At 67.6% G+C, this 25430-nt stretch carries 28 protein-coding genes; 10 read left to right on the forward strand and 18 right to left on the reverse strand.

The genetic code is table 11. From position 1 onward, the window contains the following. Position 1 precedes the first annotated feature (1 nt). The 9 genes from rph to clpS form a co-directional block, all read right to left on the reverse strand. Entirely contained in the window at positions 2–772 is a 771-nt protein-coding gene (rph, locus tag NN4_RS25400; RefSeq protein ID WP_107654489.1) for a ribonuclease PH, read from the reverse strand. Between the two features lie 43 nt (positions 773–815). Then, on the reverse strand, positions 816–1580 hold the full coding sequence (locus NN4_RS25405; RefSeq protein ID WP_147136281.1) for a cyclic nucleotide-degrading phosphodiesterase: 765 nt from the start codon (positions 1578–1580) through the stop codon (positions 816–818). Positions 1581–1649: 69 nt separating this feature from the next. Then, complete coding sequence (locus NN4_RS25410) at positions 1650–2384, reverse strand: rhomboid family protein (RefSeq protein WP_147136284.1); 735 nt, start codon at positions 2382–2384, stop codon at positions 1650–1652. A gap of 93 nt (positions 2385–2477) precedes the next feature. Further along, positions 2478–3440 (reverse strand): PLP-dependent cysteine synthase family protein, encoded by a 963-nt coding sequence (locus NN4_RS25415; RefSeq protein WP_147136287.1) that lies wholly within the window; start codon positions 3438–3440, stop codon positions 2478–2480. Between the two features lie 7 nt (positions 3441–3447). Continuing rightward, positions 3448–3720, reverse strand: a complete 273-nt coding sequence (locus tag NN4_RS25420; RefSeq protein WP_107654486.1) for a MoaD/ThiS family protein — start codon at positions 3718–3720, stop codon at positions 3448–3450. Positions 3721–3754: 34 nt separating this feature from the next. After that, entirely contained in the window at positions 3755–4177 is a 423-nt protein-coding gene (locus tag NN4_RS25425) for a M67 family metallopeptidase (RefSeq protein ID WP_147136290.1), read from the reverse strand. 102 nt (positions 4178–4279) lie between these two features. Beyond that, positions 4280–5341: a P1 family peptidase gene (locus tag NN4_RS25430; RefSeq protein ID WP_147136294.1), complete on the reverse strand. Its 1062-nt coding sequence runs from the start codon at positions 5339–5341 to the stop codon at positions 4280–4282. Positions 5342–5436: 95 nt separating this feature from the next. Beyond that, a complete protein-coding gene (gene aosR / locus NN4_RS25435) occupies positions 5437–6006 on the reverse strand; it encodes an oxidative stress transcriptional regulator AosR (protein WP_147136297.1) in 570 nt (189 codons plus the stop codon). Between the two features lie 22 nt (positions 6007–6028). Next, the gene (clpS, locus tag NN4_RS25440; protein WP_107654482.1) at positions 6029–6379 is read right to left on the reverse strand and encodes an ATP-dependent Clp protease adapter ClpS; all 351 of its coding nucleotides are present in this window, start codon (positions 6377–6379) and stop codon (positions 6029–6031) included. 148 nt (positions 6380–6527) lie between these two features. Between clpS and NN4_RS25445 the strand changes: the two genes are divergently transcribed. From NN4_RS25445 to NN4_RS25460, 4 genes are all read left to right on the forward strand, one after another. Continuing rightward, entirely contained in the window at positions 6528–7859 is a 1332-nt protein-coding gene (locus tag NN4_RS25445; protein WP_147136300.1) for a nicotinate phosphoribosyltransferase, read from the forward strand. Between the two features lie 89 nt (positions 7860–7948). Next, entirely contained in the window at positions 7949–8515 is a 567-nt protein-coding gene (pncA, locus tag NN4_RS25450; protein WP_147136303.1) for a pyrazinamidase PncA, read from the forward strand. A 54-nt stretch (positions 8516–8569) separates the two neighbouring features. After that, positions 8570–10612, forward strand: coding sequence for an ATP-dependent DNA helicase (locus NN4_RS25455; RefSeq protein WP_147136305.1), 2043 nt, complete (start codon positions 8570–8572; stop codon positions 10610–10612). A gap of 187 nt (positions 10613–10799) precedes the next feature. Then, positions 10800–11495: a methyltransferase domain-containing protein gene (locus tag NN4_RS25460; protein WP_246181073.1), complete on the forward strand. Its 696-nt coding sequence runs from the start codon at positions 10800–10802 to the stop codon at positions 11493–11495. On the opposite strand, the gene NN4_RS25465 is transcribed toward NN4_RS25460, so the two are convergent. The 8 genes from NN4_RS25465 to glgP form a co-directional block, all read right to left on the reverse strand. Next, positions 11496–12263, reverse strand: coding sequence for an ESX secretion-associated protein EspG (locus tag NN4_RS25465; RefSeq protein ID WP_186818630.1), 768 nt, complete (start codon positions 12261–12263; stop codon positions 11496–11498). It abuts the gene before it with no gap. Further along, positions 12260–13579, reverse strand: coding sequence for a hypothetical protein (locus tag NN4_RS25470; protein WP_147136308.1), 1320 nt, complete (start codon positions 13577–13579; stop codon positions 12260–12262). Before NN4_RS25470 ends, NN4_RS25465 begins: the two co-directional genes overlap by 4 nt. Further along, a complete protein-coding gene (locus NN4_RS25475; protein ID WP_147136311.1) occupies positions 13579–13989 on the reverse strand; it encodes a hypothetical protein in 411 nt (136 codons plus the stop codon). Before NN4_RS25475 ends, NN4_RS25470 begins: the two co-directional genes overlap by 1 nt. 88 nt (positions 13990–14077) lie before the next feature. Further along, a complete protein-coding gene (locus tag NN4_RS25480; RefSeq protein WP_147136314.1) occupies positions 14078–14659 on the reverse strand; it encodes a DUF3558 domain-containing protein in 582 nt (193 codons plus the stop codon). 161 nt (positions 14660–14820) lie between these two features. Further along, the gene (locus NN4_RS25485) at positions 14821–15216 is read right to left on the reverse strand and encodes a RidA family protein (RefSeq protein WP_107654475.1); all 396 of its coding nucleotides are present in this window, start codon (positions 15214–15216) and stop codon (positions 14821–14823) included. Between the two features lie 128 nt (positions 15217–15344). Next, the gene (locus tag NN4_RS25490) at positions 15345–15884 is read right to left on the reverse strand and encodes a DoxX family protein (protein WP_147136316.1); all 540 of its coding nucleotides are present in this window, start codon (positions 15882–15884) and stop codon (positions 15345–15347) included. A gap of 151 nt (positions 15885–16035) precedes the next feature. Further along, complete coding sequence (locus NN4_RS25495; RefSeq protein WP_107654473.1) at positions 16036–17397, reverse strand: NCS2 family permease; 1362 nt, start codon at positions 17395–17397, stop codon at positions 16036–16038. 140 nt (positions 17398–17537) lie between these two features. Then, positions 17538–20126, reverse strand: coding sequence for an alpha-glucan family phosphorylase (glgP, locus tag NN4_RS25500; RefSeq protein WP_186818631.1), 2589 nt, complete (start codon positions 20124–20126; stop codon positions 17538–17540). Between the two features lie 103 nt (positions 20127–20229). On the opposite strand from glgP, the gene NN4_RS25505 reads away from it, so the two are divergent. The 3 genes from NN4_RS25505 to NN4_RS25515 all read left to right on the forward strand — a co-directional run bounded on the left by NN4_RS25505 (position 20230) and on the right by NN4_RS25515 (position 21406). Continuing rightward, a complete protein-coding gene (locus tag NN4_RS25505; protein ID WP_135235090.1) occupies positions 20230–20427 on the forward strand; it encodes a hypothetical protein in 198 nt (65 codons plus the stop codon). Then, complete coding sequence (locus NN4_RS25510; RefSeq protein WP_147136319.1) at positions 20421–20747, forward strand: type II toxin-antitoxin system PemK/MazF family toxin; 327 nt, start codon at positions 20421–20423, stop codon at positions 20745–20747. Before NN4_RS25505 ends, NN4_RS25510 begins: the two co-directional genes overlap by 7 nt. Positions 20748–20899: 152 nt before the next feature. Next, a complete protein-coding gene (locus NN4_RS25515; protein ID WP_308633338.1) occupies positions 20900–21406 on the forward strand; it encodes a nuclear transport factor 2 family protein in 507 nt (168 codons plus the stop codon). Between the two features lie 64 nt (positions 21407–21470). Here the strand turns inward: NN4_RS25515 and NN4_RS25520 are convergent, their stop codons facing one another. Next, complete coding sequence (locus tag NN4_RS25520; protein ID WP_147136323.1) at positions 21471–21914, reverse strand: VOC family protein; 444 nt, start codon at positions 21912–21914, stop codon at positions 21471–21473. A gap of 79 nt (positions 21915–21993) precedes the next feature. On the opposite strand from NN4_RS25520, the gene NN4_RS25525 reads away from it, so the two are divergent. The 3 genes from NN4_RS25525 to NN4_RS25535 all read left to right on the forward strand — a co-directional run bounded on the left by NN4_RS25525 (position 21994) and on the right by NN4_RS25535 (position 25421). Next, positions 21994–22590 (forward strand): TetR/AcrR family transcriptional regulator, encoded by a 597-nt coding sequence (locus NN4_RS25525; RefSeq protein WP_147136325.1) that lies wholly within the window; start codon positions 21994–21996, stop codon positions 22588–22590. 136 nt (positions 22591–22726) lie between these two features. After that, positions 22727–23368: a LysE family translocator gene (locus NN4_RS25530; protein WP_147136328.1), complete on the forward strand. Its 642-nt coding sequence runs from the start codon at positions 22727–22729 to the stop codon at positions 23366–23368. A 52-nt stretch (positions 23369–23420) separates the two neighbouring features. Then, complete coding sequence (locus NN4_RS25535; protein ID WP_147136331.1) at positions 23421–25421, forward strand: alpha-1,4-glucan--maltose-1-phosphate maltosyltransferase; 2001 nt, start codon at positions 23421–23423, stop codon at positions 25419–25421. Positions 25422–25430: the final 9 nt, after the last annotated feature.

Genomic DNA, 25430 nt, shown 5'->3' on the forward strand with positions numbered 1-25430 from the left:
ACTACTTCTTCTTCGGCTCGGACGGCTCCGGCAGCACGCCGGGATACGGCAGCGCCAGCGCCTCCTTCTGGATGCCGAAGATCTGTTCGCAGCCGACCAGCGCGGAGTCCAGCATCTTGTCCAGGGTGGAGCGCGGGAAGGTGGCGCCCTCGCCGGTGCCCTGGATCTCGACCAGGGTGCCGGTGTCGGTGGCGACCACGTTCATGTCGACCTCGGCGCGCGAATCCTCTTCGTAGGGCAGGTCCAGCCGCACCCGGCCGTCGACCACGCCGACGCTCACCGCGGCGATCGCGCAGGAGATCGGCTGTGGGTCGGCCAGCACGCCCTTGGCGGCCAGGTAGGTGACCGCGTCGACGAGCGCGACGTAAGCGCCGGTGATGGCGGCGGTCCTGGTGCCGCCGTCGGCCTGCAGCACGTCGCAGTCGATCGCGATGGTGTTCTCACCGATGGCGGCCAGGTCGATGCAGGCGCGCAGGGAACGGCCGATCAGGCGGCTGATCTCCTGGGTACGGCCGCCGACCTTGCCCTTCACCGACTCGCGTCCGCTGCGGGTGTGCGTGGCCGCGGGCAGCATCGCGTACTCGGCGGTGACCCAGCCGAGGCCGGAGTCGCGGCGCCACGGGGGCACGCCCTCGGTGACGCTCGCGGTGCACATCACCCGGGTCTGACCGAACTCGACCAGCACCGAACCCGCTGGATGCGTGGTGAATCCACGGGTGATCCTTACCTCGCGGAGTTCGTCGTCCGCCCTGCCATCGGCTCGTCTAGACACGCGCCACAGCCTAGTCACACCGGCCGGTCAGTCGGGTAGCCGGTCAGAGATCGAACGTCTCACCCGGTGCGACGGCGTGCACGGGTCCGGAGAACTGCGCCTTGGCTTCGGCGATGACGTCTTCGCGGGAGGTCCACGGCGGAATGTGGGTGAGCAGCAGTTCCTTGACGCCCGCTTCGGCGGCGATCATGCCCGCCTCGGTGCCCGAAAGATGAATGCCGGGTGGCCGATTCGCGGGGTCGTGGGTCCACGATGCCTCGGCCATCAGAATGTCGGCACCCCGGGCGAGTTCGTTGACCGAGTCGCACATCGCGGTGTCACCGGTATAGACGAAGGTGCGCCCGGCAGCCGTCACGATCCGCAGACCGTACGACTCCGGCGGATGGAACATCCGGCTCGCCGACACGATATGGCCCGGCCCGAACTCGATCTCCTCGCCGGCGTTCCACGGACGCAGGTCGATCACGTCGGACCAGTCGTCGCATTCGCCGCCGACCTCGGCCGAGGCGTTGCCGATACGCAGCGCGCTGTCCGACGGGCCGCGCACGATGGCCCGGCCGACCGGCGGTGTCGGGTGGTAGCGCCGCCAGACCAGCAGGCCGGGCAGATCGAGGCAGTGGTCGGCGTGCAGGTGGGTGAGGAAGATGTCGACCTCACCGGGGTCGGCATACCGTTGCAACGCGCCGAGCACGCCGGGCCCGAAATCGATCACCACGGGCGTCATATCCGGCCCGGTCAGCAAATAGCCCGACGCTGGGGAGTCCGGGCCGGACACGCTGCCCGAGCACCCGAGGACGGTTAGGCGCATTCCCCCATGCTCCCACGACGAATTCTCCATCAAGAAACTATCCCCCACATTTCTCGACGAGCCGCTGAATCACCGTGGCGACGCAATGACTCCGGCCTGATTCCCGCGACGATTCCGGCGTGCATCACCAGAGAGTACCCAGCCGGCGAGCAGTCCACCCATCGCCCCGAAAAGGTGCCCCTGCCAAGAGATTCCAGCTTGTCCCGGCAATACACCCCACAGCAACGACCCGTAGAGCGCCAGCACCACGAGTCCGAGCACGATTTGCCCGACATTACGGGCGAACCACCCACGCGAGATCAGGAACGTCAACCAGCCGAACACCAGGGCCGACGCGCCGAGGTGCACGCTGCCGGTGGCACCGGTCAGCCAGGTGCCCAGGCCTGCGACGATCCAGATGATCGCGGTCGCCGCCAGGCCACGGCCGATGCCCGCGGCCAGCGCGAGAAAGCCGAGCACCAGAACGGGGAGGGTGTTGCCGATCAAATGCGGCCAGCCGTGGTGCAGAACCGGGGCGAACAGAATGCCCCACAGCCCGTCGGCCTGCCGGGGCTCGATGCCCGCGTTATCGAGTCCGTTGTTATCGAGGGTGTCCACGCCTTCGATGCCGTACAGCAGCGCGACGAATCCCGCGATGAGCACGCCCGCGCGCAACCACAATTGTCGGACGGCAGAAAAGTTGTTCGACTGCACCGGGGGCGTTGTAGTCCGCGGCAACGGCGCGCCGGGCTTCCCCAACTGCGCACGGATCGCCGCGATCCGATCAGGGTCGAATGACGAACCGATTCCCGAACCACCGGTCATCGCAGCCTCCTCGTCGAGCAGGAGCACGACGATGCGGCTACCGACCGTCGTCCCGCTATTGACGAGGGTACCGGCGCGACCGCCCGCGGGCAGTTATGCCCAGAGCTGCCCGTCGAGACGTTCCTCGGCCTCTTCCAAGGTGCCGTCGTAGGCACCGGTCGACAGGTACTTCCACCCGCCGTCGGCGACCACGAACGCGATGTCGGCGCGCTTGCCCGCCTTGGCCACCTTGCGGGCGACGCCGAGCGCGGCGTGCAGGATGGCACCGGTCGAGATACCGGCGAAGATGCCCTCCTCGCCGACCAGCTCACGGGTGCGTTTCACCGCGTCGAACGGGCCCACCGAGAAACGGGTGGTCAGCACCGACTCGTCGTAGAGCTCGGGGATGAAACCTTCATCGATGTTGCGCAGTCCGTAGACCAGCTCGCCGTAGCGGGGTTCGGCCGCGACGATCTCGATGCCCGGCACCTTCTCGCGCAGAAAGCGCCCGGTACCCATGAGCGTTCCGGTGGTGCCGAGACCCGCGACGAAGTGCGTGATCTCCGGCAGGTCGGCCAGGATCTCCGGGCCGGTGGTCTCGTAGTGCGCCAGCGCGTTCGCGGGGTTGCCGTACTGATACAGCATCACCCAGTCCGGGTGCTCGGCGGCGATCTGCTTGGCCAGCGCGACGGCCTGATTGGAGCCGCCCGCGGCCGGGGAATCGATGATCTGCGCGCCGAACATGGTGAGCAGCTGCCGCCGCTCCACCGAGGTGTTCTCCGGCATCACACACACCAGCTGGTAACCCTTGAGCTTGGCGGCCATGGCCAGCGAGATGCCGGTGTTGCCGCTGGTGGGTTCCAGGATGGTGCAGCCAGGCGTCAGCCGGCCGTCGGCCTCGGCCTGCTCGATCATCCGCAGCGCGGGCCGATCCTTGATCGAGCCGGTCGGGTTGCGGTCCTCCAGCTTGGCCCACAGCCGCACGTGGTTGTCGCCGTCCCACTGCGGGGACAGGGTGCGCAGACCGACCAGCGGGGTGTTGCCGAGGGTCGCGATCAGCGATTCATAACGCGCCACGGTTCGGTCAGCCTCCGGCGACGGCAGGCAGGATGGTCACGCTCGCGTCGGCGGGGACCTCGGCGTCGAGGCCGCCGGAGAAACGCACGTCCTCGTCGTCGACGTAGATGTTGACGTAGCGGTTCAGCTTGCCGTCCTTGAGCAGTCGCTCGGCGAGGCCGGGGTGGTTCGCGTCGAGGTCATCGATCAGCGCGCTCAGCGTGGCGCCCTGCGCCTGCACACGCTTCTCGCCTTTGGTGAGCGAACGCATGATCGTCGGGATGGACACGGTTACCGGCATGGGGACTCCTCGGTTGCACGAACAAGCATCGGTTTCAGTCGGTTTCGTACGCGTCGACGATCCGCACCGGTTCCTCGGTGACCTCGCCGCCGACGATCCGGTAGCTGCGCAGTTCGTGCTGCTCCGGGTCGCGGGTGGAGATCAGCACGTAGTGCGCGAACGGCTCGGACGCGTAGGACACATCGGTGCGGCTCGGGTACGCCTCGGTGGCGGTGTGCGAGTGGTAGATCACCACCGGCGTCTCGTCGGCGTCGTCCATGGCCCGCCACACCTTCAGCTGCTCACCGGAGTCGAACCGGTAGAAGGTGGGTGAACGCTCGGCGTTGACCATGGCGACAAAGCGTTCCGGGCGATCGGAACCCTCCGGTCCGGCGATGATGCCGCACGCCTCGTCGGGATGATCGGCGCGCGCGTGCGCCACCATCGCCGCCACGAGGTCGGCCCTGATCACCAGCACTAGTCGAACCCTTTCGCAATGCCGACCCTGTCGCAGTCGACAACGAGTGAGAATATTCGGCTATTCCCCGGGGTCCGTCGCCCGGTCCCGGATTCTCCGTGACTAGCGGGGAAATAAGGCGCTGTACGCGGGGACTTCGCCGACCGAATGCGCGGACAAGATTGCGTCGACGATCGCGCGTTCCACACAGAGGGCCGCGGCGGTGCACAGCACGTCGACCAGGAACACGTCCGGCGGGAACGCCGGCGGCAGCGGGAAACTCTCTGGTGGCTCCCAGTTACCGGTCGCCAGCGCGAAGAAGGTGTCGCCGTCGAACGGGGCGTGCGCGGGGCGGATCGCGCGGGCCAGACCGTCGTGCGCGGCGGTCGCGAGGCGCTGACAACCCGTCGGGTTCAGCGGCGCGTCGGTGGCCACCACGCCGATGGTCGTATTGAGCCGCATACCTTTCGCAGGCAACGTGTTGGCGTGGGCCAGTTGCTCGGCGGTCGGCGGTCGCAGCCCGAAATGATCGGGCCCATCGGTGCCGACGCCCCACGGCAGGCCGGTGCGCGGATCGAAGGCCGAGCCCGCGGAGTTCGCCACCACCAGCGCGGAGACCGTGGCGCCCGCCGCCACACCCTCACCGATCACCACGCTCGCGGACCCGATGCCGCCCTTGAGCGCACCGGCCCGCGCACCGACGCCCGCGCCGACCACGCCACGTTCGAAGTCGAGCGCCGCGGCGTCCGCGGCCCGGTAGCCGAAGTCAGCGGTGGGCCGAATGTCCCACGCGCCCAGCGGCAGGTCGTAGACCACCGCGGCGGGCACGATCGGCACCACCCGGCTCGGGTCGGTCGCGTCCATCGGGACGCCTTCGCGGCGCTCTTCGAGCCAGCGCATCACCCCGTCGGCCGCCGCGAGCCCGTACGCGCTGCCACCGGTGAACAGCAGCGCGTTCACCTGGCGCACGGTGGTGGCCAGGTCGAGCACGTCGGTTTCCCGGGTACCCGGCCCGCCGCCGCGCACGTCGACCGCGGCGGTCGCGCCGCCGGGGGCGAAGACGACGGTGGAGCCCGTCGCCGCGCCGGAGCCGAGCGTCGCGTCCGGGTCGAGTGCGTAGTGGTGCCCGACCAGCAGACCGGATACGTCGGTGAGCGAATTACGTTGCCCCGCTTGCACCTGCACAGTTGCTCCTGACTCTCGGTCGCGGCGCGACTGCGCCCGTATCCAGGTTCTGTTCTACCTGTCCGGTCCGGTTCGCGCGGGGCGGTGCGCGCGCCTCAGGGAGCCAGGGCTTGCAGCAACGAGTCCTGCATCCAGGTGAGCCAGTGGTACACGTCCAGGTGCGGCGCGCGCGGATCGTCCGGGCTCAGCTGGTCCGGGGTGTCGGCGTCGATACCGAGCACCGTGCCCAGCGCGAGGCGCACGTCGGTGAGGGCGGTCAGCCAGGCGTCGGCCTGCTCGGGCGTGAGCACGATCTTGCCGCCCGAGGTCGGCACGGTGTTCAGGATGACGCTGCCCGCCGCCAGTTTGGCGTCGATGATCTCCGGCTCGTGCAGACCGCGCAGCGCGCTGTTGAGGTCGGCCCGGTCCGCGTCGGGCGAACCGGGTTCACTGCGATGGAAGTCCGGCAGCAGTCGGCGCAGCCGCGGATCGTCCGGCGCTGCGGTGTTGCCGGTACGCAGCCCGGTCAGCGCGGCGAGGTCGTCCTCGGGCGCGGCTTCGGCGCGCTCGCTGAGCAGCCCGGAGACCGCACCGACCAGCGAGCGCAGCACATTGGCCTCGCGTGCGTCCATCTCGGATCGCAGTTTGAGACCGCTCAGCGAGTTCTTTCTGCTCCACTTCCGCACGGCGTCAGGGTAGTCGTCCTGGTCAGTCGTCTCGCTGCATGGTCGCCCAGAGTCCGGCGGCGTGCAGCCGCTGGACGTCGTGTTCCATCTTGTCCCGCGAACCCGACGAGACGACCGCTTTACCCTCGTTGTGCACACAGAGCATCAGCTCGGTCGCCTTCGCTTTGCTGTAGCCGAAGAGCTTTTGGAAGATGTAGGCGACGTAGTGCATGAGGTTGACCGGGTCGTCCCAGACCACAGTGACCCACGGGCGATCTTCTGCCTCCAAGATCTCGGTGTATTCGACCGCCTCGGGGGTCGCCTGTGCCGCTGACAGTGTCGCGTCCACGGCGCCTACCCCGACGCCGCCTCCGACTATGTTGCACAAGGCCATAACGTCAAGGGTACGACTCGACTCCGGATGAGCAACACCCCGATCGGACCTGATTCGAGCATTTCACAAGTCACCGAGCGAGCGCCCACCTATCATGTATCGCACTCGCAAGCGCTCTATACCGGACCGGTCTGTCTACAGTGGCTGCGTGGACATCCGCGACGGCGTCGGCAGCACCGCTCTGCTGACGGACCAGTACGAACTGACCATGCTGGCCGCCGCGCTGGCCGACGATACGGCCCATCGCCGCTGCACCTTCGAGGTGTTCGCGCGTCGCCTGCCGCACGGCCGCCGCTACGGTGTGGTCGCCGGTACCGGCCGGGTCCTCGACGCGCTGGAGCACTTCCGGTTCGGCGAACCGGAGCTGGCCGTGATCGCGCCGTTCCTGCCGGCCAAGACGGTCGATTGGCTGCGCGACTACCGGTTCACCGGCGATATCGACGGCTACGCCGAGGGCGAGCTGTACTTCCCCGGCTCCCCCATCCTCTCGGTGCGCGGCAGCTTCGCCGAGTGCGTCGTGCTGGAGACGCTAGTCCTGTCGATCCTCAATCACGACAGCGCGATCGCGTCCGCGGCGGCCAGGATGGTGAGCGCGGCGGGCGGGCGCCGGATGATCGAGATGGGGTCGCGGCGCACCCATGAACTCGCCGCGCCGGACAGCTCGCGCGCCGCCTATCTGGCCGGCTTCGACGCGACCTCGAATCTGGCGGCGGTGCGTCGCTACGGCGTGCCCGGCGCGGGCACCAGCGCGCACGCGTTCACGCTGCTGCACGCGGGGGCGGCAGGCGCCGGTGTCGGGGCGGCCGAGAGTGAGGCGGCCGCCTTCCGCAGCCAGGTCGAGGCGCTCGGCATCGGCACCACGCTGCTGGTGGACACCTACGACATCACCCGCGGTGTGGCGACCGCGATCGAGGTAGCCGGGCCGGAGCTGGGCGGGGTGCGGATCGACTCCGGCGACCTCGGCGTGCTGGCCAGACAGGTCCGCGATCAGCTGGACGGGCTCGGCGCGACCAAGACCCGCATCGTGGTGTCCGGTGATCTCGACGAATACGCCATCGCCGCGTTGCGGGCGGAGCCGGTGGATGTGTACGGCGTCGGCACCTCGCTGGTGACCGGCTCCGGCGCGCCGACCGCGGGCATGGTCTACAAGCTGGTCGAGGTGGAGGGCGTGCCGGTCGCCAAGCGCAGCAGTCACAAGGAGTCGCGCGGCGGCACGAAGAAGGCGATCCGGCTGTCCAGGGAGACCGGCACGATCGTCGAGGAGATCGTCTACCCGGCGGCCGGTCCGATGCCCGAGGCGAACGGGTTCGAGGCGCGCGAACTGCTGGTCCCGCTGGTGCGCGAGGGCAAGCTCGTCGACGATCTGCCGACGCTGTCCGACAGCCGCGATCACGTGGCGAACGGGCTGATCAGCCTGCCGTGGGAGGGACTGAAGCTGTCCGCGGGCGAGCCCGCCGTGCCGACGACCTTCGTGAGCTGACCACCGCCCTGCCGATCCGCCCGGGTCGGCAGTCTCGCGAAGCGGCACAATGCAATACGGGTACTCAGTTCACACCGCGGGAGGTCAGCATGACCCGAGCCCTGATCATCGTCGATGTACAGAACGATTTCTGTGAGGGCGGGTCGCTCGCCGTCGCGGGCGGCGCCGCGGTCGCCGCGCGCATCAGTGACCTGCTCGCGGCCACCCACTACACCGCGGTGGTCGCGACCCGGGACCATCACATCGACCCCGGCGACCACTTCTCCGCGCAGCCCGATTACGTCGACTCCTGGCCGCCGCACTGTCGCGCGGGTACCCCGGGCGCGGATTTCCACCCGAATCTGAACACCTCGGCGGTCCAGCAGGTCTTCTCCAAGGGCGAGTATTCCGCGGCCTACTCCGGTTTCGAGGGCACCGCCGAGGACGGCACCACCCTGGCCGATTGGTTGCGCGCGCGCGGCATCGAGTCGGTCGACATCGTCGGCATCGCCACCGACCACTGCGTCCGCGCCACCGCGCTCGACGCGCGCATCGAGGGCTTCGACACCCGTGTGCTGCTCGACCTGACGGCCGGGGTTTCCCGCGACACGACCGACGCCGCGCTGGGTCATATGCGCGCCGCGGGCGTCGACCTCGAAGGAAGCGTTTCCGGCTAACCGATCACCGTGACGGCCGCCTGCGCTGTCGGTCCCGGGCAGTAGGCTGCTCGCGTGCCCGAACTCCCCGCCGTCCCCGACCTTTTGGCCACTGCCGTGCAGGCGCTCGGCGGGAAAGAGCGCGTCGGGCAGGTGACGATGGCGACCGCTGTGGACCACGCGATCGACACCAAGGAGCACCTTGCGGTGCAGGCCGGAACGGGCACCGGCAAGTCGCTGGCCTACCTGGTGCCCAGTCTGCGGCACGCGGTGCGCACCGGGCGCACGGTGGTGGTGTCGACCGCGACGATCGCGCTGCAGCGCCAACTGGTGGATCGCGATCTGCCCCGGCTGTCCGAGGCGCTGAGCAAGCCGCTCGGGCGCGCGGCGAAGTTCGCGATTCTCAAGGGCCGCAACAACTATCTGTGCCTGAACAAGATCAACAGCGTGATCCCGGACGAGCCCGAGGCCGAGCTGTTCGACGCGTTCGCCATCTCCCGGCTAGGCCGCGAGGTGCAGCGGCTCAACGAGTGGGCCTCCGACACCGAGACCGGCGACCGGGACGAACTGGTGCCCGGCGTGACCGACCGCGCCTGGAAACAGGTGAGCGTCTCCTCGCGCGAATGCCTCGGCAAGTCACGCTGCCCGTTCGGTCAGGACTGCTTCGCCGAGCGTGCACGGGCGGAGTCCGCGCAGGCCGACGTGGTGGTGACCAACCACGCGCTGCTGGCCATCGACGCGATCAGCGGCATCCAGGTGCTGCCCGAACACGACGTGGTGGTCATCGACGAGGCCCATGAACTGGTCGACCGCGTCACCGGCGTGGCCACCGCCGAGCTGGCCTCGACGGCGATCAGCGCGGCCGCGCGGCGCTGCGCCAAGCTGATCGACGAGAAAGAGGTGGACCGCCTCGAAGGCGCCGCTGAGGCGTGGCACGACGTGCTCGACGAGTTGCCCGCCGCCCGCTGGGAACGGATTCCCGACGGCGTCGCCCCGGTGCTCGCGCTGATCCGCGATGCCGCGTGGAACGCCCGCACCGCGCTGGCCCCGCAGGGCGGCACCACCCAGCAGGGCGACGTCGAGACCGCCGCGGCCCGCACCCAGGCGCTCGCCGCGATCGATGAGATCCACGACAGCGCGGTCCGCGCGCTCACCGCCTTCGACGAACCAGATCCGGCGAAACGGCACGACGTCATCTGGCTGTCCGCCGACGAGATGCGCGGGGTCACCCGGCGCTCGCTGCGGATGGCGCCGCTCTCGGTGGGCGGGCTGTTGCGCAGCAGGCTGTTCGGCACCGCGACCGTGGTCCTCACCTCGGCGACGCTGCAGATCGGCGGCTCGTTCGACGGACTCGCGATCACTTGGGGGTTGCCCGCGCAATCGTCGAGCCAGTCCGATCCCGGCATGGCCAACGGGGCCGAGGCACCCGCCGACGCCGACAAGGTGCGCTGGAGTTCGCTCGATGTCGGCTCGCCGTTCGACCACGCCAAGTCCGGCATCCTCTACGTCGCCAAGCACCTGCCCCCGCCCGGGCGCGACGGCCTCGCGCCCGCCTACCTGGACGAGATCGAGCGGCTCATCAAGGCCGCGGGCGGCCGCACCCTCGGCCTGTTCTCCTCGATGCGCGCGGCCAAGGCGGCGACCGAGGCGTTGCGCGAGCGGCTGGACACACCCGTGCTGTGCCAGGGCGACGACTCTACCGGCGCGCTGGTCCGCAAGTTCGCCGACGACCCGGAGACCTCGCTGTTCGGCACGCTGTCGCTGTGGCAGGGCGTCGACGTGCCCGGCCCGTCACTGAGCCTGGTCATCCTGGATCGAATTCCGTTCCCGCGCCCCGACGATCCGCTGCTCACCGCGCGCCAGCGCGCGGTCGAATCGCGCGGCGGCAACGGGTTCATGGCGATCGCGGCCAACCACGCGGCGCTGCTGCTCGCGCAGGGCACCGGCCGGCTGCTGCGCAGCGTCGACGACCGGGGCGTGGTCGCGATCCTCGACTCCCGGCTGGCCACCGCCCGCTACGGCGGCTACCTGCGCGCCTCGCTGCCGCCGTACTGGGAGACCGCCGACCCCGAGGTCGTGGTGAAGGCGCTGAAGCGACTCACCGAAAACGCGGTGTGATACCGCGCACATCGCCGCGCCGATACTCGCGCATACTTCCGAACAGAAGTAAATTAAGGGTGGTACTTCGGTGAACCCCAATTCCCACACCGAATGTATCGGCGGTCCCCGCGCCAAGCCCTGCACGCGGCGCGGGGACACCACAAATCCTCCCTCGCGCGCGGTCCGCACATGAGACCGTTTCCAGATGAAGCACCCCGCAGACAGCGATGTCCTAGGCGAATTTCTGGTCAGTGCAAGATCATTGGCCGAGTATCGCGCAATATTCATGCTCTCCGACGCCGATTTGCACGGCCGAATTCTCGACTGCCCCGGCGGCGCAGCGAGTTTCACGGCCGAGGCGAGTGCACTCGGCGCCCACGTCACCGCCGCCGATCCGGTCTACGCCCGCTCCGCCGAGGAGCTACGGATTCTCGCGGTCGCCGAAACCGATCGCGGAAGCAGTTGGGCCACGGCACATTCGGCCAGATACCGGTGGGACTGGTACGGCGGCCCGCAGCAGCACCGCGAGATGCGCCACGCCGCCGCCCTGCTGTTCGGTGCCGATCAGACCGTCCGCCCCGATCGGTACGTCGCCGCCGAACTGCCGTCGCTGCCCTTCCCCGATAACAGCTTCGACCTGGTCCTCAGCTCCCACCTGCTGTTCACCTACGCCGATCGGCTCAACGCCGACTTCCACCGCACCGCCCTGCTCGAGCTGGCCAGGGTCGGCACCGGCGAGGTCCGCGCCTATCCGCTGGTCGACCACCTCGGTAACCAACAGGACGATCTGGTCGCGCACGTCCGAAAGGAACTCGAAGACAAAGGCATCCGAACCAGCCTGCGAGAAACCGGCTACGAATTCCACCACGGGGCGCACACGATGCTCGTCTTACACCCCTGATCACCAGCTGTGTGCCACCGCGCGGTAGGTGGTCTCGATGAGCCGGTGCAGCTGTCGCTGGAGCTCCTCGGTCGGCCCCGGCGTCAATGTGAACTCGTCGTCGCCGTGGTTGTGCAGCAGGTAGCGGCCGTCGGCGGGCAGGTAATCCATCCAGTGGAAACCGCGACCGTCGGTGGTCGGCCTGCTGTCGATCGCGCCGCCCGCGAACACGCCGACTTCGCCGAGCCCGGAGCGTGGGCGGCGCACGATGCGATTGAGTTGCTCGGTGTGTGAAAGGCGCGTGGGGTGCTTGGCGTACTCCACCCGGTGCACATCCGAGCGGCGCCCACTGATCGGCGGATATTTGCCGCCGACACAATTCGGGAACTGCGCGGCGATCTGCCCGGGCAAAGCCTGGGGCGGACAACGGCTCAGCAGAATATCGCGGCCGTATTCCTGCGTGGGACCGGGTAATTGGACCGCGACGGTCGCGGCGCGCGCCGTCATACCCGCGTGCACCCGCACCACCTGTTTGAAGTCGCGCCCGAAGAATCCGTGCACCTCGACCCGAACCTGCGGTTCCAGCAACACATTCAAGGCATTGAACAAGTCGGGAGTCGCGAACCCCGACAGCTGCCGCGCGGCATTCTCGCGCAGCCGCTGATAGTCCTCGTAGGCCTCCACGCCATCGACGGTGTAGCGCAACGGATATGGCAGCCGGTCCCGCCCGAGCGCCTCCAGCGCCAGCTCGAACATCAAACCGTCCAGGCGCCAGCGGGATTCGCTCATCCGCCGATGACCCCGCCCGGCGGCAGTGCAGGCGGCTGCGTGCCGAGCAATTCCGAACCACGGTCGTAGATCAGGTAATCCGGGGTTTTGTGCTCGCCGTCCTCGTCGCCTTTGCCGCGCGCGCCGGGCGCGCCCATGCCCGGCATGCCTGCCGCGCCCGCCTTGCCCGTCGACGCCGCGCGGGCGGCGGTCGATGCGGCCGTGGTGGTGGGCGTGGCTGCCTTGCCCGGCACGCTTTTTCCCGGGGACGGGGTGGAACTCGGGGTGCCGGGGGTGCGCGATGGGGTGCCGGGGAAGGTCGTGGACGGCGTGCTGGACGGGGTCGACGGGGTGCGTGATTTCGTCGGATCGTCGGTGTTGCTCGGGGTCGCCGGGGTGGTCGAGGCCGGCGTTGTGCTGGTCGGCTTGTCCGAGGTGGGGTTCTGGTTCGTGCCGGCCGGTTGCGTCGACTGCGGGGTGGTGGTGTCCGGTTTTTTCGGATCGTCCGCAGATTTCGGATCCGTCGCATTCGGCGAGCCGGTCGGATCGGCGCTGGTCGGGTTGCCGGTCGGGTTCGAGCTCGGGTTGCTGATCGGGCCACCCGGGTTGTTCTTGTCCACCGTGGTGGTGGGTTCCGGGAGGATCGGGGTGATCTTGTCGACCTCGTTCACGCCGGGACGGTAGTACTGGGTCATCACGAACCGCGCCTCACTCTCCGCCTCCTGCGCGCGATGAGTGGGGCCCTTGATGACGTTCTGCAAGGGCAAAGCGTCGATCAATCGATCACCGACCGTATAGCTATCCGGCTTCCCCACACTGGCTTTCGCCTGCGCCAGGTGCCCCTGGGTCAGGTCCAGACCGTGTCCGACCATCTGGAACGTGGCGGCCAGCTTCGCGAACGACGTCGAGAATTCGCGCGTCGCATCGATCGCGCTCGTGCCCGACTTACCGTTCCAGTGCTCCGTAATGTCCTGCTCGACACCCTTTTTGAACTCTTCGACGGCGTTACGCGCGTCGGTGGACAGATTCCGCCAGCCGTCGGCCTTGGCGTTGATCTCGCCCTCTTGCACCCCTTCGAGTGCGTTGTAGATCTGCTGATGCGACATCGTCTCGAACGGATCCTGCGCCTTGATGGCCGGCGCGTCGAACGTGCCACCGCCGTACTCGGACAGCAAACTCGACCACTCGTTGTTGACGAAACCGCGGTCCTGATCCCACTTCGTCTTCTCGTCGGCGGCACGCTGCTGATCGGTCTGCTTGTTCTTGTCCGCCTCGTGCGGAGAGCCGGTGAGACGGCCCGCGCCGATCGCGACGAGCCAGTCGTTGAAGGAAGGCATTAGGCACCACCCATGTTCAGGGCGGCGAGCTTGTCCGCGGCGGACTGGTCGGATTCCTGGAGTTTGCCGATGGCGAGCTCGTAGGTTTCCTTCATCAGGGTGACGACGTCGATGCTCTGCTGCAGTCGTTTGACGGCTGAATCATTGCCGTTGTTGGCCTTCTGCGCGAACTTGTTGCGCAGCGCGTCCGCAGACTGGAGGGTGCCGAAACCGGACAAGAAGGCCAGACTGCTCGCCCTGTCCATCATGAGGCTGAGCTGGTCACTCATTCGCTGGGCGTGTCGAGCCAATGCTGTGCCGATCTCGGTGTCCAACCGAAGTTCGCCGCTTTCGGCCTGCGTCTTCAGTGTTTGCCAACGCGTCAGCATGCCCTGCATCTGAGTTTCAGTGTCTTGCTCCGACTCTGACATCTCTCCTCCATCGCTTTCAATCGCACCTACTGCCAACCGCGAAGGCCGCCCGACATTCACCGGCAGTGGCCAGTCGATTCATCGACGTCTATTTCGGCAGGTAAGGCTCTAGCTGTGCCGCATGCTGAGCAGCGAGGTCGCATGGTGGCGCCTGCGGGAGAGAGGCGCGCTGGCCATAGAACCAGCCAATGATCACAACGAACATGCCCTTCGAAGAAGGCATGCTCACATAGCATCGCAGCTTGTTCTCGTCGGCCTTGTCCTGGTAGATCAGGCCTGCCCGCGGGCCGACCTTTACGTCGCGGAACCCGGTGACGGTGTCGTTCTTTCGGGCTTCGTCGAGGGTGTGCGAGCTCGCACCCACGGTCACCGCGTACGGTCCATCGGTCGAAGCCCACTGACACATTCGCCAGGTAACCGGCCCCGACGGGGCGTCGGTCACGGTCTTCTTCGAGGCAAGGTCCACCTTGATGGTGCGCAACGCGTCATCAGACAACTCGGTACACGGGTTGTACTGCACCGTGGGCTCACCATTCGTCGGCTTCCCACTGACCTCTGTCGTAGGCGTCCCTTCCTTGGTCGGCGAGCACCCCGCCACCAACCCGACCACCGCCACCCCGGCGAGCACCGTCCGCACCGCGACCTTCGGCGACACAATGGCGGTTCGCATATCTCTCCTGACTTAGGTCCGGGACACCCCGACACAGGATAAGACGCACACGATCTCCCCCTGGTTCCCCTTCAAACTAGAGCAATCCAATTGGATCGTTCCAGTCCGGCCGCCGAATCCCGCGCCAACCCCTACCCGCGGAACTCGGCGGCCGACCCCGATCAACCTCGCACAGCTACCGCATCCACCTCGAACAACATCCCCGGCAACGCGAGCGCGGCAACCCCCGCCAACGTCTGCACCGGCGGACGCTCACCCCAGATCTCCGCGATCTTCTTTCCGATCACCGCAAGCTTGTCGAGGTTGTGGTCGACAATGAACGTGCGCAGTTGCGCAACGTCCGCGAAGTCCAATCCCACTGAGCGCAAAGCGATCCCGAGGTTGGCAAACGCATTGTCGACCTGCACCCCGAAATCCGCACTCGTAGTATGCCCCTCCGCATCCGAGTCGTACTGACCCGCGATGAGCACCAGCTCCCCACTGACCCGCGCCACATGGCTGTACCCGAACCCCGTCGGATCGTGCAGCTCCGCAGGATTGCTGATCTCGATAGCCATCACCGTCTCCTATTTCTCAACTGTTCCGAACAAGAAGACGACGACGCAGCGTCGCGGACTGTGACATGACAACGGCGCGGTGACCCGAATGGGTCACCGCGCCGCGATCGAGAGGTGTGGCCAGTAGGTCAGATGACCCACTTCAGGATGAGGGTGATCACCGCGGCGATCACGGCGAGCACGATCGCCGCCGCGCCGACCGCGAATCCCCGTTGCGCCCAGGGGCGGCCGTGATCCAGCGAGAACTTGCCGGGGCCGGTGAAGGCGAATCCCGCGGCTACGACGCCGAACAGCAACGGCATCTCGTAGGTGTTCTCCCCGAACAAGCCCATGGGCCACAGTGCGTTGATCGCGTTGATCATGGTGCCCAGCACGATGGCGGAGGCCAGCGGCGTCAGCAGGCCGAGGGCGAGGAGCAGACCGCCACCGAGTTCCGTGAGGCCCGCGAGGGTGCCGAAGACCTTGCCGGGGTTGTAACCCATGCCATCGAAGCCTGCGGCGGTGGCTTCCAGGCCGTAGCCATAGAACCAGCCGAACAGTTTCTGGGCACCGTGCACGGCCATGAGCCCGCCGAATGCGACGCGGATGATCATGAGTCCGATGTCGGCGGCGACGCCGTCCAGTTCGGTGTTGGTGGTAGCTCTTTCGAGTACGGATTTCGTGGTCATGTTGGTCCTCGTCCCTGCAAGTCAGATTCCAAACAGCTGGTCAAGATAGCTTCGGCGCTGAAGCGGACTGCGGTCCGATTCTCGCACGGGCCATCTCAACTTCCAAGACCCTGGTCTTATTCCTGACTACGTTTTCCGTCCCCGGTTCGGTTCACTCCGTGAGGAAGAAGAAGTAACCCAGGAACACGACCAGCAGTGCCCACATCGCCGGGTGCACGTCTTTGATCCGACCCTTCGCGACCATGACAATCGGGTAGAACAGCATTCCCATGGCCAGGCCATTCGCGATCGAGTACGTCAGCGGCATCATCACGATCGTGATGAATGCGGGTACCGAGTATTCAAGCCGATTCCAGTCGATCTCGCCGAGTGCGCGAGACATCAACACACCGACCACGATCAACGCCGGGGCGGTGACCTCGCCGGATCCCGCGACGACCGCGAAAATCGGGTAGCAGAACATGGCGATCAGGAACCACCCCGCGGTGGTGACGGCGGTCAATCCGGTGCGCCCGCCCGCGGACACACCCGCGGTGGATTCGACGTAGGCGGTGGTGGTGGAGGTGCCGATGACCGCACCCGCCATGGTGCCGACGGAATCGGCGGCCAGCGCGCTCGCGGCACGCGGCAGTTTGCCGTCCTTGTCGAGCAGACCCGCCTGGTTGGCGACACCGATCAGGGTGCCGGAGGCGTCGAAGAAGTCCACGAAAAGCATGGTCAGCACCACGACGGCCATCTGGCCGGTGAACGCGTCGGGCAGATGGATGATCGCCTGACCGAAGGTCTGGTCCAGCCCCTTCGGCGCCGCGACGACACCGTTGGGCAGATCGACCAGCCCGCTGACGATGCCCACACCCGCGGTGAGCACGATCCCGTACAGCACCGCGCCGTGCCAGCCGATGACGAGGAAGACCACGGTGATCACGAGCCCGAACAGCGCGAGCAACGTGGTGCCCTTGGTGAAGTCGCCCAGGGTGACGAGGGTGGCTTCGCTGTTCACCACGATGCCCGCGTTCTTCAAGCCGAGGAACGCCACGAACAACCCGATGCCCGCGCCGACGGCCAGCTTCATCTGCATGGGAATCGCATTGAGGATGCGTTCGCGCACCTTGGTGACCGCGAGCAGGAAGAAGATGATGCCGGAGAGCAGGGTGCCGGACAGCGCCACCTCCCACGGAATGCCCATGCCGAGCACCACCGAGTAGGCGAAGAACGCATTGAGCCCCATGCCGGGCGCGAGCGCGATCGGATACTTGGCCCACAGCCCCATGACGAGCGTGCCGAACACTGCGGCGACGGCGGTCGCGGTGAACACCGCCTGCATCGGAATGCCCTTGTCGCCGAGGGCACCCTCGTCGCCGAGGATCGACGGGTTCACGGCGAGCACATAGGACATGGCCAGGAACGTCACCGTGCCCGCCATGAGTTCGCGTTTCATGCTCGACCCAGTCGCGCTGATGCCGAAGAACGCGTCGATGCGACCTCGGGGCTCGGTCGGTACGGCGGTGGCCATGGGCGGTCTCCAGTCGGGGAGTGGTACGGGCGTGCCCAGGCACGGTAGCCGACGATTCACCGAATCGCGGAATTCGACCCGACCGATCCCGCCGGACCGTCCGTGTCACGAAAGGGCTGGTGTGGCCCCTGCGGCCGCTCTCAAGCGTTGGGTGCGGCGACCAATCCGAGCTCCGCATCGCAGGCCAGCAACTGGTTGCGCGGCAGCACCCGCACCGTGTAGCCGACGGCGCCCGACAGCGGCACCGGCGTGTCCACGGTGAAAAGCTCGACACCGGCGTCGGATCCGGTGTGCGTCATCGCGACGGTGCTCACATCGGAGAGGTCGTCGGAGGTGGACACTCGCCCGAGCACCGCCTGCACCACCACATCGCCGGGCTGCAATCCGCCCAGGTCGATGCGCGCCGTCAGGGACAGGCGCGCGCCGATGATCGGCGTATCGGGCAGGCCCGCGCTGTCCACCTGGATCACCTTCACCGCAGGCCAAGCCGCTTCGACGCGGCGCCGGTAGTCAGCGATGGCACGGGCTTCGGCGAACTCGTCCGCGGTTGCCCGCTGGTAGGCGTCGGCGGCCGGGGCGTAGTACTCGACGGCGTAGTCGCGGACCATGCGGGAGGCGAGCACCTTCGGGCCGAGGGTCTGCAGGGTGTGGCGCACCATCTCGACCCAGCGCACCGGCATCCCGGCGGCGTCGCGATCGTAGAAGCGGGGCGCGACGGTCCGCTCGAACAGGTCGTAGAGCGCGGCGGCCTCGAGGTCGTCGCGGCGGTGTTCGTCGCTGACGCCGTCGGCGGTCGGGATGGCCCAGCCGTTCTCGCCGTCGAACATCTCGTCCCACCAGCCGTCCCGGATGGACAGGTTGAGGCCGCCGTTGAGCGCGGACTTCATGCCGGAGGTGCCGCACGCCTCGAGCGGGCGCAGCGGATTGTTCAGCCAGACATCGCAACCCCAGTACAGGTAGCGGGCCATCGACATGTCGTAGTCGGGCAGGAAGACGATGCGGTGCCGCACCTCGGGATCGTCGGCGAAGCGCACCACCTGCTGGATCAACGCTTTGCCGCCGTCGTCGGCGGGGTGGCTCTTGCCCGCGACCACCAGCTGCATCGACCGCTCGGGGTCGAGCAGCCTGGCGCGCAACCGTTCCGGGTCGCGCAGCATCAGCGTGAGCCGCTTGTAGGTCGGCACGCGGCGGGCGAAGCCGACGGTCAGCACGTCCGGGTCGAAAACGCTGTCCACCCAGCCCAATTCGGCCTCGGCGGCGCCGCGGTCCAGCCAGGACGCGCGCACCCGGCGCCGCACCTCGGCAACCAGGATGGCGCGCAACGCATTACGCGTGGACCACAGTTCGCCGAGATCGACATCCCGCAGCCGCTCCCAGCCGCGCGCCTCCTCGACGAGTTCGGCGCCGATGTGCTTGCGCGCCTTGTCGAACCACTCGCGGGCCGCCCAGGTCGGCGCGTGCACGCCGTTGGTGACCGAGCCGATCGGCACCTCGGCCGCGTCGAACCCCGGCCACAGCGCGGCGAACATCTCCCGGCTGACCTCGCCGTGCAGTTTCGATACGCCGTTGGCGCGCTGGGCAAGTCGCAGACCCATGTGCGCCATGTTGAACACCGAAGGATCCGCCTCGCGACCCAATGCGACGATCCGGTCCACGGAAAGTCCTGGGAGCATGGCGGATTCGGATTCGCCGTGCGCGCCACCGAAGTAGCGGCGCACCATCGGCATCGGGAACCGGTCGATACCGGCGGGCACCGGGGTATGCGTGGTGAAGACCGTGCCGGCCCGCACCGCAGCCAGCGCCGTATCGAAATCCTGTCCGGCGGAGACGAATTCGCGAATGCGCTCGACGCCGAGGAACCCCGCGTGCCCTTCGTTCATATGGAACACGTCGGGATCGGGCAGCCCGGCCGCATTGGTGTAGGCGCGCACCGCCCGCACCCCGCCGATACCGGCCAGGATCTCCTGCCGGATCCGATGCTCCTGATCGCCGCCGTAGAGCCGGTCGGTCACCGCACGCAGCTCCGGATCGTTCTCCGCGATATCGGAGTCCAGCAGCAGCAGCGGCACCCGGCCGACCTGCGCGATCCACACCCGTGCCCGCAGCACCCGCTGATCGGGCATCGCCACGTGAATCAGCACCGGCGCGGTCTCCGCCCCACCGTTGTCCGAGGTGAGCAACCGTAACGGCAGACCCTGCGGATCAAGATCCGGGTAGTGCTCGGTCTGCCACCCGTCCGCCGACAATGTCTGCCGGAAATAGCCGGAGCGATACAGCAAACCGACACCGATCAGCGGCAGGCCGAGGTCGGAGGCCGCCTTCAGGTGATCCCCCGCGAGGATGCCGAGGCCACCGGAGTAGTTGGGCAGCACCTCGGTCACGCCGAACTCCATGGAGAAGTACGCGATCCCGCGCACCCCTTCCTCCCCCGCCCGCCGCTCGAACCAGCTCGGCGCCGCCAGGTAGTCGCGCAGATCCGCCGCTGCGGCATCCACTCGACGCACGTATTCGGGATCGGCCGCCAGCTCGTCCACCCGCGCGGCAGGCACCTCCCCCAGCATCCGCACCGGGTCGTGCCCCATCTCCAACCACCGCTGCGGATCCATCTCGGCAAACAGATCCTGCGTCGGCGGATGCCACGACCAGCGCAGATTCGTAGCGAGCTCGCCGAGGGCGGCCAGCCGCTCAGGCAGATGGGCACGGACGGTGAATCGACGCAATGCCTTCACCCGGCGAACCCTACCGAACGAGGCGCCTTCGAGCCGCCTCGGCGGTAGAGCTCACAACTAATTCGATACGACAGCTGTCTTACTTATGTCGTACACTTGTCACATGGCTACGATTACCTTTCGCCCAACCGCTGACGACGAGCAGATCATCAACCGCGCCCGCCACGACGACGAGAACATCACCGATGTCATCCGTCGCGCCCTGCGATTACTCGATCGCGAAGAGTGGCTAGCGCAGGCCCGAATCGACGCGGCAGCGCTTCGGGATGAGGACCTGAACGCGGAGCCCGACGCATGGTGAACCTGATCCGTGGAGCAGTCCACCGTGTCGATCTCGGCGATGCCAAGCGCGGCCATGAGCAACGCGGGCGACGGCTGGGGATCATCGTGTCGCCGACAGATCTGCTTTCCTCGGTGGTGACGATCGTCCCCACGTCGACGTCAGCTCGATCTTCGGTCTTCCGGCCAGTGACCGAGATCGACGGCCGCGAAACACTTCTGCTGGTCGACCAGGTGCGGACCATCGATCTGGACTACCTCGGAAAGTTTGTCGAGATGCTGAACCGCACCGACGTAGCCGCACTCGACGACGCACTGGGTCGATACCTCGGGATCGCCTGATCCGAAACGCAAGGGGGCTTTCATGACTTACATCGACCGCCGGTAGTCGACTGCCGAAAGTACTTATGGATGACAGATTCGGGGTCGTGTCCTGCGGCAATAGCGTTGCTCCCGTTAGCAAGACGAGCAACGAGCACTGCGAAGGACACATCATGAGTCGAGTTATCCGCCGTACGCCGCGCCAGGCAATCGTCCTCGCGACGGCCGCGATCATGGCGCTGGGGCTGGGGACCGGATGCGCTACCGCGGACCCCGCGCCGGCGCCGCCCTCGGGTAGCTCGCAGGCCGCGGCACCGGAGGTCGATATGAATACTGTTGTCGCCCAGTATCTGGAGGCGTGGAACGCCACCGATCCCGCCGCCAGGAAGGCGGCCATCGCGCGGGTGTTCACCGAGCAGGCGACCTACGTCGATCCATTGATGGCCGTGACCGGTCACGCGGAGATCGATGGGGGCATCGCCGCCGTTCAGACCAAGTTCCCCGGGTGGGTGTTCAAGCTGGCGGGACCGGTTGACGCGCACCACAATCAGGTCCGCTTCACCTGGGGTCTCGGCCCGGCCGACAGCGAACCGGTGGTGATCGGCTTCGATGTCGCAGTCGTCGAAAACGGCCGTATCGCCAAGGTTTACGGATTCCTCGACAAGGTCCCCGCCGCCTGATCCGCCGGGTCCATGACCGAATCGGCAACGCGGCCCCGGCTTTTCGCCGGGGCCGCGCTCGTCGTTACTGGCCGCTGAACTTTTCGGCGGTGTACTCGGTGCTGAACTGTTCGACGTACTCACCCGCGGGCGGCACCTCGGTGATCATGTCGATCAGCACCCCGCTCGGGTCGGCGACGATGAAGTGCCGCTGCCCGAAGTCCTCGGTGCGGATCTCCAGTTCCGCCTTCAGCCCACCCTGGACCACCATGCGGTCCCACTCGGCATCCACATCGGCGACCTCGAAGTTCAGGATCAGTCCCTGAACCGGCTTGCGGTACGCCTCAGGCACCGTCGCATGGGTGTAGTCGAGCAGCGCGAGCTCGTAGGCGACGTCCCCCGGCCGTCGCAGGCTGACGTACCAGTCCGCCTCGAAGGTGATCTCGAAGCCGAGCCACTCGGTGTAGAAGTCGCGGGCTGCCGCGACCTCGGAGGTACCGATGACCGGGTAGAAGCTGCTCAGTTTCACGTTCTCACCTTTCGCATACCGTTGGTATGTGAGTTAAAGTAGTTCACGTACCATCGGTATGTCAACAGGAAGGTGGGCGATGCCGAGCAAGATCCGCACCCAGCAACGCGAGGAGACCCGCAACGCGCTGCTGCGCGAGAGCAGGCGTCTATTCGCCGCGAAAGGCTATGGGGCCGTGGGCTTGTCGGAGATCGTCAGAGCGGCGGGCGTGACCAAGGGCGCGCTGTACCACAACTTCGACAGCAAGACCGACCTGTTCGCGGCGGTCCTCGAACAGGTGCAGAGCGAGGTGGGCGAACGGGTGGCCGCGGCCGCCGACGCCGTCGAGGATCAATGGGAGCAACTGGTCACCGGGTGCACGACGTTCCTGGCGACCTGCACCGATCCGGAGCTGGCGCGGATCATGCTGATCGACGGGCCCGCGGTCCTCGGCTGGCACGAATGGCGTGCGCTGGACGCGGCCGCATCGGGCCGCCATCTCGAGGAGGCGTTGACGGCACTGATCAACGAGGGACTGCTGGCCGACCAGCCCGTCGCCCCGCTGACCCACCTGTTGTCCGGTGCGATGAACGAGGCGGCGCTGTGGTTGGCCACCTCGGACGACCCGCAGGCGCTGGCCGACACCACCGCCGCCCTCCGCCGCCTGCTCGAAACCTGCCGGACCACATCTGGGTGAGCACAGCCGGAAGTCGGAGCGCGGCCAACGGCAGGCGACCGCGCCGTCCGGGATGCGGCCGGCAGCAAGCGACCCCGCCCATCAGGAAGGCGAAATGTGCTGGCGGTACAACCAATCGACGTGACAGCATCGACACATGCCGCACTGGGTGACCGTTCTCCCCCAATTCCTGCTGGCCTGCCTCATCCTGGCCGCGCTACCCGGCCCCGCGACGGCGCTGTTCCTGCAGCGCGCGGTCCGCGACGGACGCAAGGCGGGCCTGGCCGCCGTCGCAGGCAACGAGATCGGCGTACTCGCCTGGAACCTGGCGGGCGCCGCCGGCCTGTCGGTGCTGCTGGTCGCCAATCGATACATGAACACCGCGATGCACATCATCGGCGCGGCGGTGCTGATCTGGCTCGGCGTGCAGGCCTGGCGCGGCGCCCGCACCGACGACGAGTTCGGCAGCACCATGACGAAGATGCTGCCCTCGGGCCGGACCCCTGCCTCGGCCTTCCGCGCCTCCCTGGTCTCCATCGCCGCGAACCCGAAGGCGGCGGTGTTCGGGCTGACGATCCTGCCGCAATTCCTGCCGTCCAGCGGCCCGGTGCTGCCGACCATTTTCATCCTGGTGGCGATCCAACTGGTCGTCGACACGGCCTGGTGCGTGGGCATCGTGCTGGCCGCCGACCAGGCGGGCAGCTGGTTGCGGCGCACCGGTATCCGGCAGCGGATCGAGCGGGCGCTCGGCGCGATCCTGATCGCGCTCGGCCTCGGGCTGGCCGCCGACGCGCGTTGATCAGCCGACCGCGCTGATCACACGAATGGCGCTCTGACGGTAGGTTGGGTCCGTGACCGGCCGCATCGCAATCGATGACACTGCCCCGTACATCGCAGGCGGACGGCCCGCCAAGGCCGTCGTCGGGGAGGTTTTCCCGGTGCGCACCGTGGTGTGGCGCGAGGGCCACGACGCCGTCGCCGCCACATTGACCGTGCGCTCACCGAACTCTTCCCGGCCGATCCGGATCCGGATGACGCCCGATCTCGAACCGGACGTGTTCAACGCCACCTTCACCCCCAACCTGCCCGGCGCGTGGACCTACCGCATCGAGGGATGGAGCGACCCGATCGCCACCTGGCGCTCGGCAGTGGAGGCCAAGCTCGCGGTCGGCCAGACCGCCGCCGACCTCGCCAACGATCTCGAGATCGGCGCCAGGCTCTTCGACCGAGCCGCGCAGGCCGTGCCGAAGAAACAGTTCGAGCGGTTGCGCGCCGCGGCCGCCGCATTGCGCAGCGACGAGCAGCTGCCCGCCAGGGTGGCGCCGGCCTTCGCCGAGGAGATCGCCGAGATCCTGCGCGCGACCCCGTTGCGCGACATGGTGACTCGCGGCCCGCAGCACACCGTGCAGGTGGAACGCCAACGGGCACTGTACGGCTCGTGGTACGAGTTCTTCCCGCGCTCGACCGGCGGCCGGGACGCGGCGGGCAAGCCGGTCCACGGCACCTTCGCCACCGCCGCGAAGGAACTGCCGCGCATCGCCGCCATGGGTTTCGACGTGGTCTATCTGCCGCCGATCCATCCGGTCGGCGAGGTGAATCGCAAGGGCCGCAACAACACTCTCGTCGCCGAATCGGACGATGTCGGATCGCCGTGGGCCATCGGCTCCAAGGACGGTGGACACGACGCCGTGCACCCGCTGCTCGGCACCGAGGCCGACTTCGCCGAGTTCGTGGACACCGCAGCGCAACTCGGCCTCGAGGTGGCGCTCGACCTGGCGCTGCAGTGCGCACCGGACCATCCGTGGGTCGCCGCGCATCCGGAGTGGTTCACCACCCTGCCCGACGGCACCATCGCCTTCGCCGAGAACCCGCCGAAGAAGTACCAGGACATCTACCCGGTCAACTTCGACAACGACCCCGACGGCCTGTACGCCGAGGTGCTGCGCGTGGTCCGGCATTGGATCGCGTTGGGCGTCAAGATCTTCCGGGTGGACAACCCGCACACCAAGCCGGCCGACTTCTGGGAGTGGCTGATCAGCACGGTGCGCCGCACCGACCCGGACGTCATCTTCCTTTCCGAGGCGTTCACCCGCCCGGCCCGGCTCTACGGTCTCGCGCGGCGCGGATTCAGCCAGTCCTACACGTACTTCACCTGGCGCATCGCGAAGTGGGAACTGACCCAGTTCGGCAACGAACTGGCCGCCAAGGCGGACGAGGCCAGACCCAACCTGTTCGTCAACACCCCCGACATCCTGCACGAAAGTCTGCAGCACGGCGGCCCCGGCATGTTCGCCATCCGCGCGGTGCTCGCCGCGACCCTCGCACCGAGCTGGGGCATGTACTCCGGCTACGAGCTGTTCGAGCACCAGGCGGTGCGACCGGGCAGCGAGGAGTACCTGGATTCGGAGAAGTACGAGCTGCGGCCGCGCCCGTTCGCGGAGGCCCTGGCCCGCGGGGAATCGCTGGAGCCGTGGATCACCCGGCTCAACGAGATCCGCCGCGCGCACCCGGCGCTGCAACAGTTGCGCTGCATCCACTTTCACCACGTCGACAACGACTCACTGATCGCCTACTCCAAGATCGATCCGAGCAGCGGCGACGCCGTGCTCGTGGTGGTGAACCTGAACCCGTTCGCCGCCGAGTGGGGCATGGTCTCGCTCGACCTGCCCGCCATCGGCCGCGAATGGCACGACCACCCGGTGGTGTACGACGAGGTCAGCGGCGAGGAATACCACTGGGCGCAAACGAATTACGTGCGCCTCGACCCGGCGAACTCGGTCGCGCACATCCTCACCCTGCCGCCGGTCGCGCAGCAGGCGCGCACCGAACTCGCCTACCGGAGCACGCTGTGAAACGCCGGG

Source organism: Nocardia ninae NBRC 108245, assembly GCF_007990755.1.
Taxonomy (GTDB): Bacteria; Actinomycetota; Actinomycetes; order Mycobacteriales; family Mycobacteriaceae; genus Nocardia; species Nocardia ninae.

Bases quoted from the DNA above. Each gene is read 5' to 3' on its own strand.
- NN4_RS25410 (WP_147136284.1), bottom strand. From the start codon at position 2,384: ATGACCGGTGGTTCGGGAATCGGTTCGTCATTCGACCCTGATCGGATC.
- NN4_RS25460 (WP_246181073.1), top strand. From the start codon at position 10,800: ATGAAGCACCCCGCAGACAGCGATGTCCTAGGCGAATTTCTGGTCAGT.
- NN4_RS25530 (WP_147136328.1), top strand. From the start codon at position 22,727: ATGCCGCACTGGGTGACCGTTCTCCCCCAATTCCTGCTGGCCTGCCTC.
- NN4_RS25495 (WP_107654473.1), bottom strand. From the start codon at position 17,397: ATGGCCACCGCCGTACCGACCGAGCCCCGAGGTCGCATCGACGCGTTC.
- clpS (WP_107654482.1), bottom strand. From the start codon at position 6,379: ATGGCCTTGTGCAACATAGTCGGAGGCGGCGTCGGGGTAGGCGCCGTG.
- pncA (WP_147136303.1), top strand. From the start codon at position 7,949: ATGACCCGAGCCCTGATCATCGTCGATGTACAGAACGATTTCTGTGAG.
- NN4_RS25405 (WP_147136281.1), bottom strand. From the start codon at position 1,580: ATGCGCCTAACCGTCCTCGGGTGCTCGGGCAGCGTGTCCGGCCCGGAC.
- NN4_RS25490 (WP_147136316.1), bottom strand. From the start codon at position 15,884: ATGACCACGAAATCCGTACTCGAAAGAGCTACCACCAACACCGAACTG.
- NN4_RS25510 (WP_147136319.1), top strand. From the start codon at position 20,421: ATGGTGAACCTGATCCGTGGAGCAGTCCACCGTGTCGATCTCGGCGAT.
- NN4_RS25525 (WP_147136325.1), top strand. From the start codon at position 21,994: ATGCCGAGCAAGATCCGCACCCAGCAACGCGAGGAGACCCGCAACGCG.
- NN4_RS25465 (WP_186818630.1), bottom strand. From the start codon at position 12,263: ATGAGCGAATCCCGCTGGCGCCTGGACGGTTTGATGTTCGAGCTGGCG.
- NN4_RS25475 (WP_147136311.1), bottom strand. From the start codon at position 13,989: ATGTCAGAGTCGGAGCAAGACACTGAAACTCAGATGCAGGGCATGCTG.
- NN4_RS25515 (WP_308633338.1), top strand. From the start codon at position 20,900: ATGAGTCGAGTTATCCGCCGTACGCCGCGCCAGGCAATCGTCCTCGCG.
- NN4_RS25480 (WP_147136314.1), bottom strand. From the start codon at position 14,659: ATGCGAACCGCCATTGTGTCGCCGAAGGTCGCGGTGCGGACGGTGCTC.
- NN4_RS25505 (WP_135235090.1), top strand. From the start codon at position 20,230: ATGGCTACGATTACCTTTCGCCCAACCGCTGACGACGAGCAGATCATC.
- NN4_RS25485 (WP_107654475.1), bottom strand. From the start codon at position 15,216: ATGGCTATCGAGATCAGCAATCCTGCGGAGCTGCACGATCCGACGGGG.
- NN4_RS25420 (WP_107654486.1), bottom strand. From the start codon at position 3,720: ATGCCGGTAACCGTGTCCATCCCGACGATCATGCGTTCGCTCACCAAA.
- NN4_RS25470 (WP_147136308.1), bottom strand. From the start codon at position 13,579: ATGCCTTCCTTCAACGACTGGCTCGTCGCGATCGGCGCGGGCCGTCTC.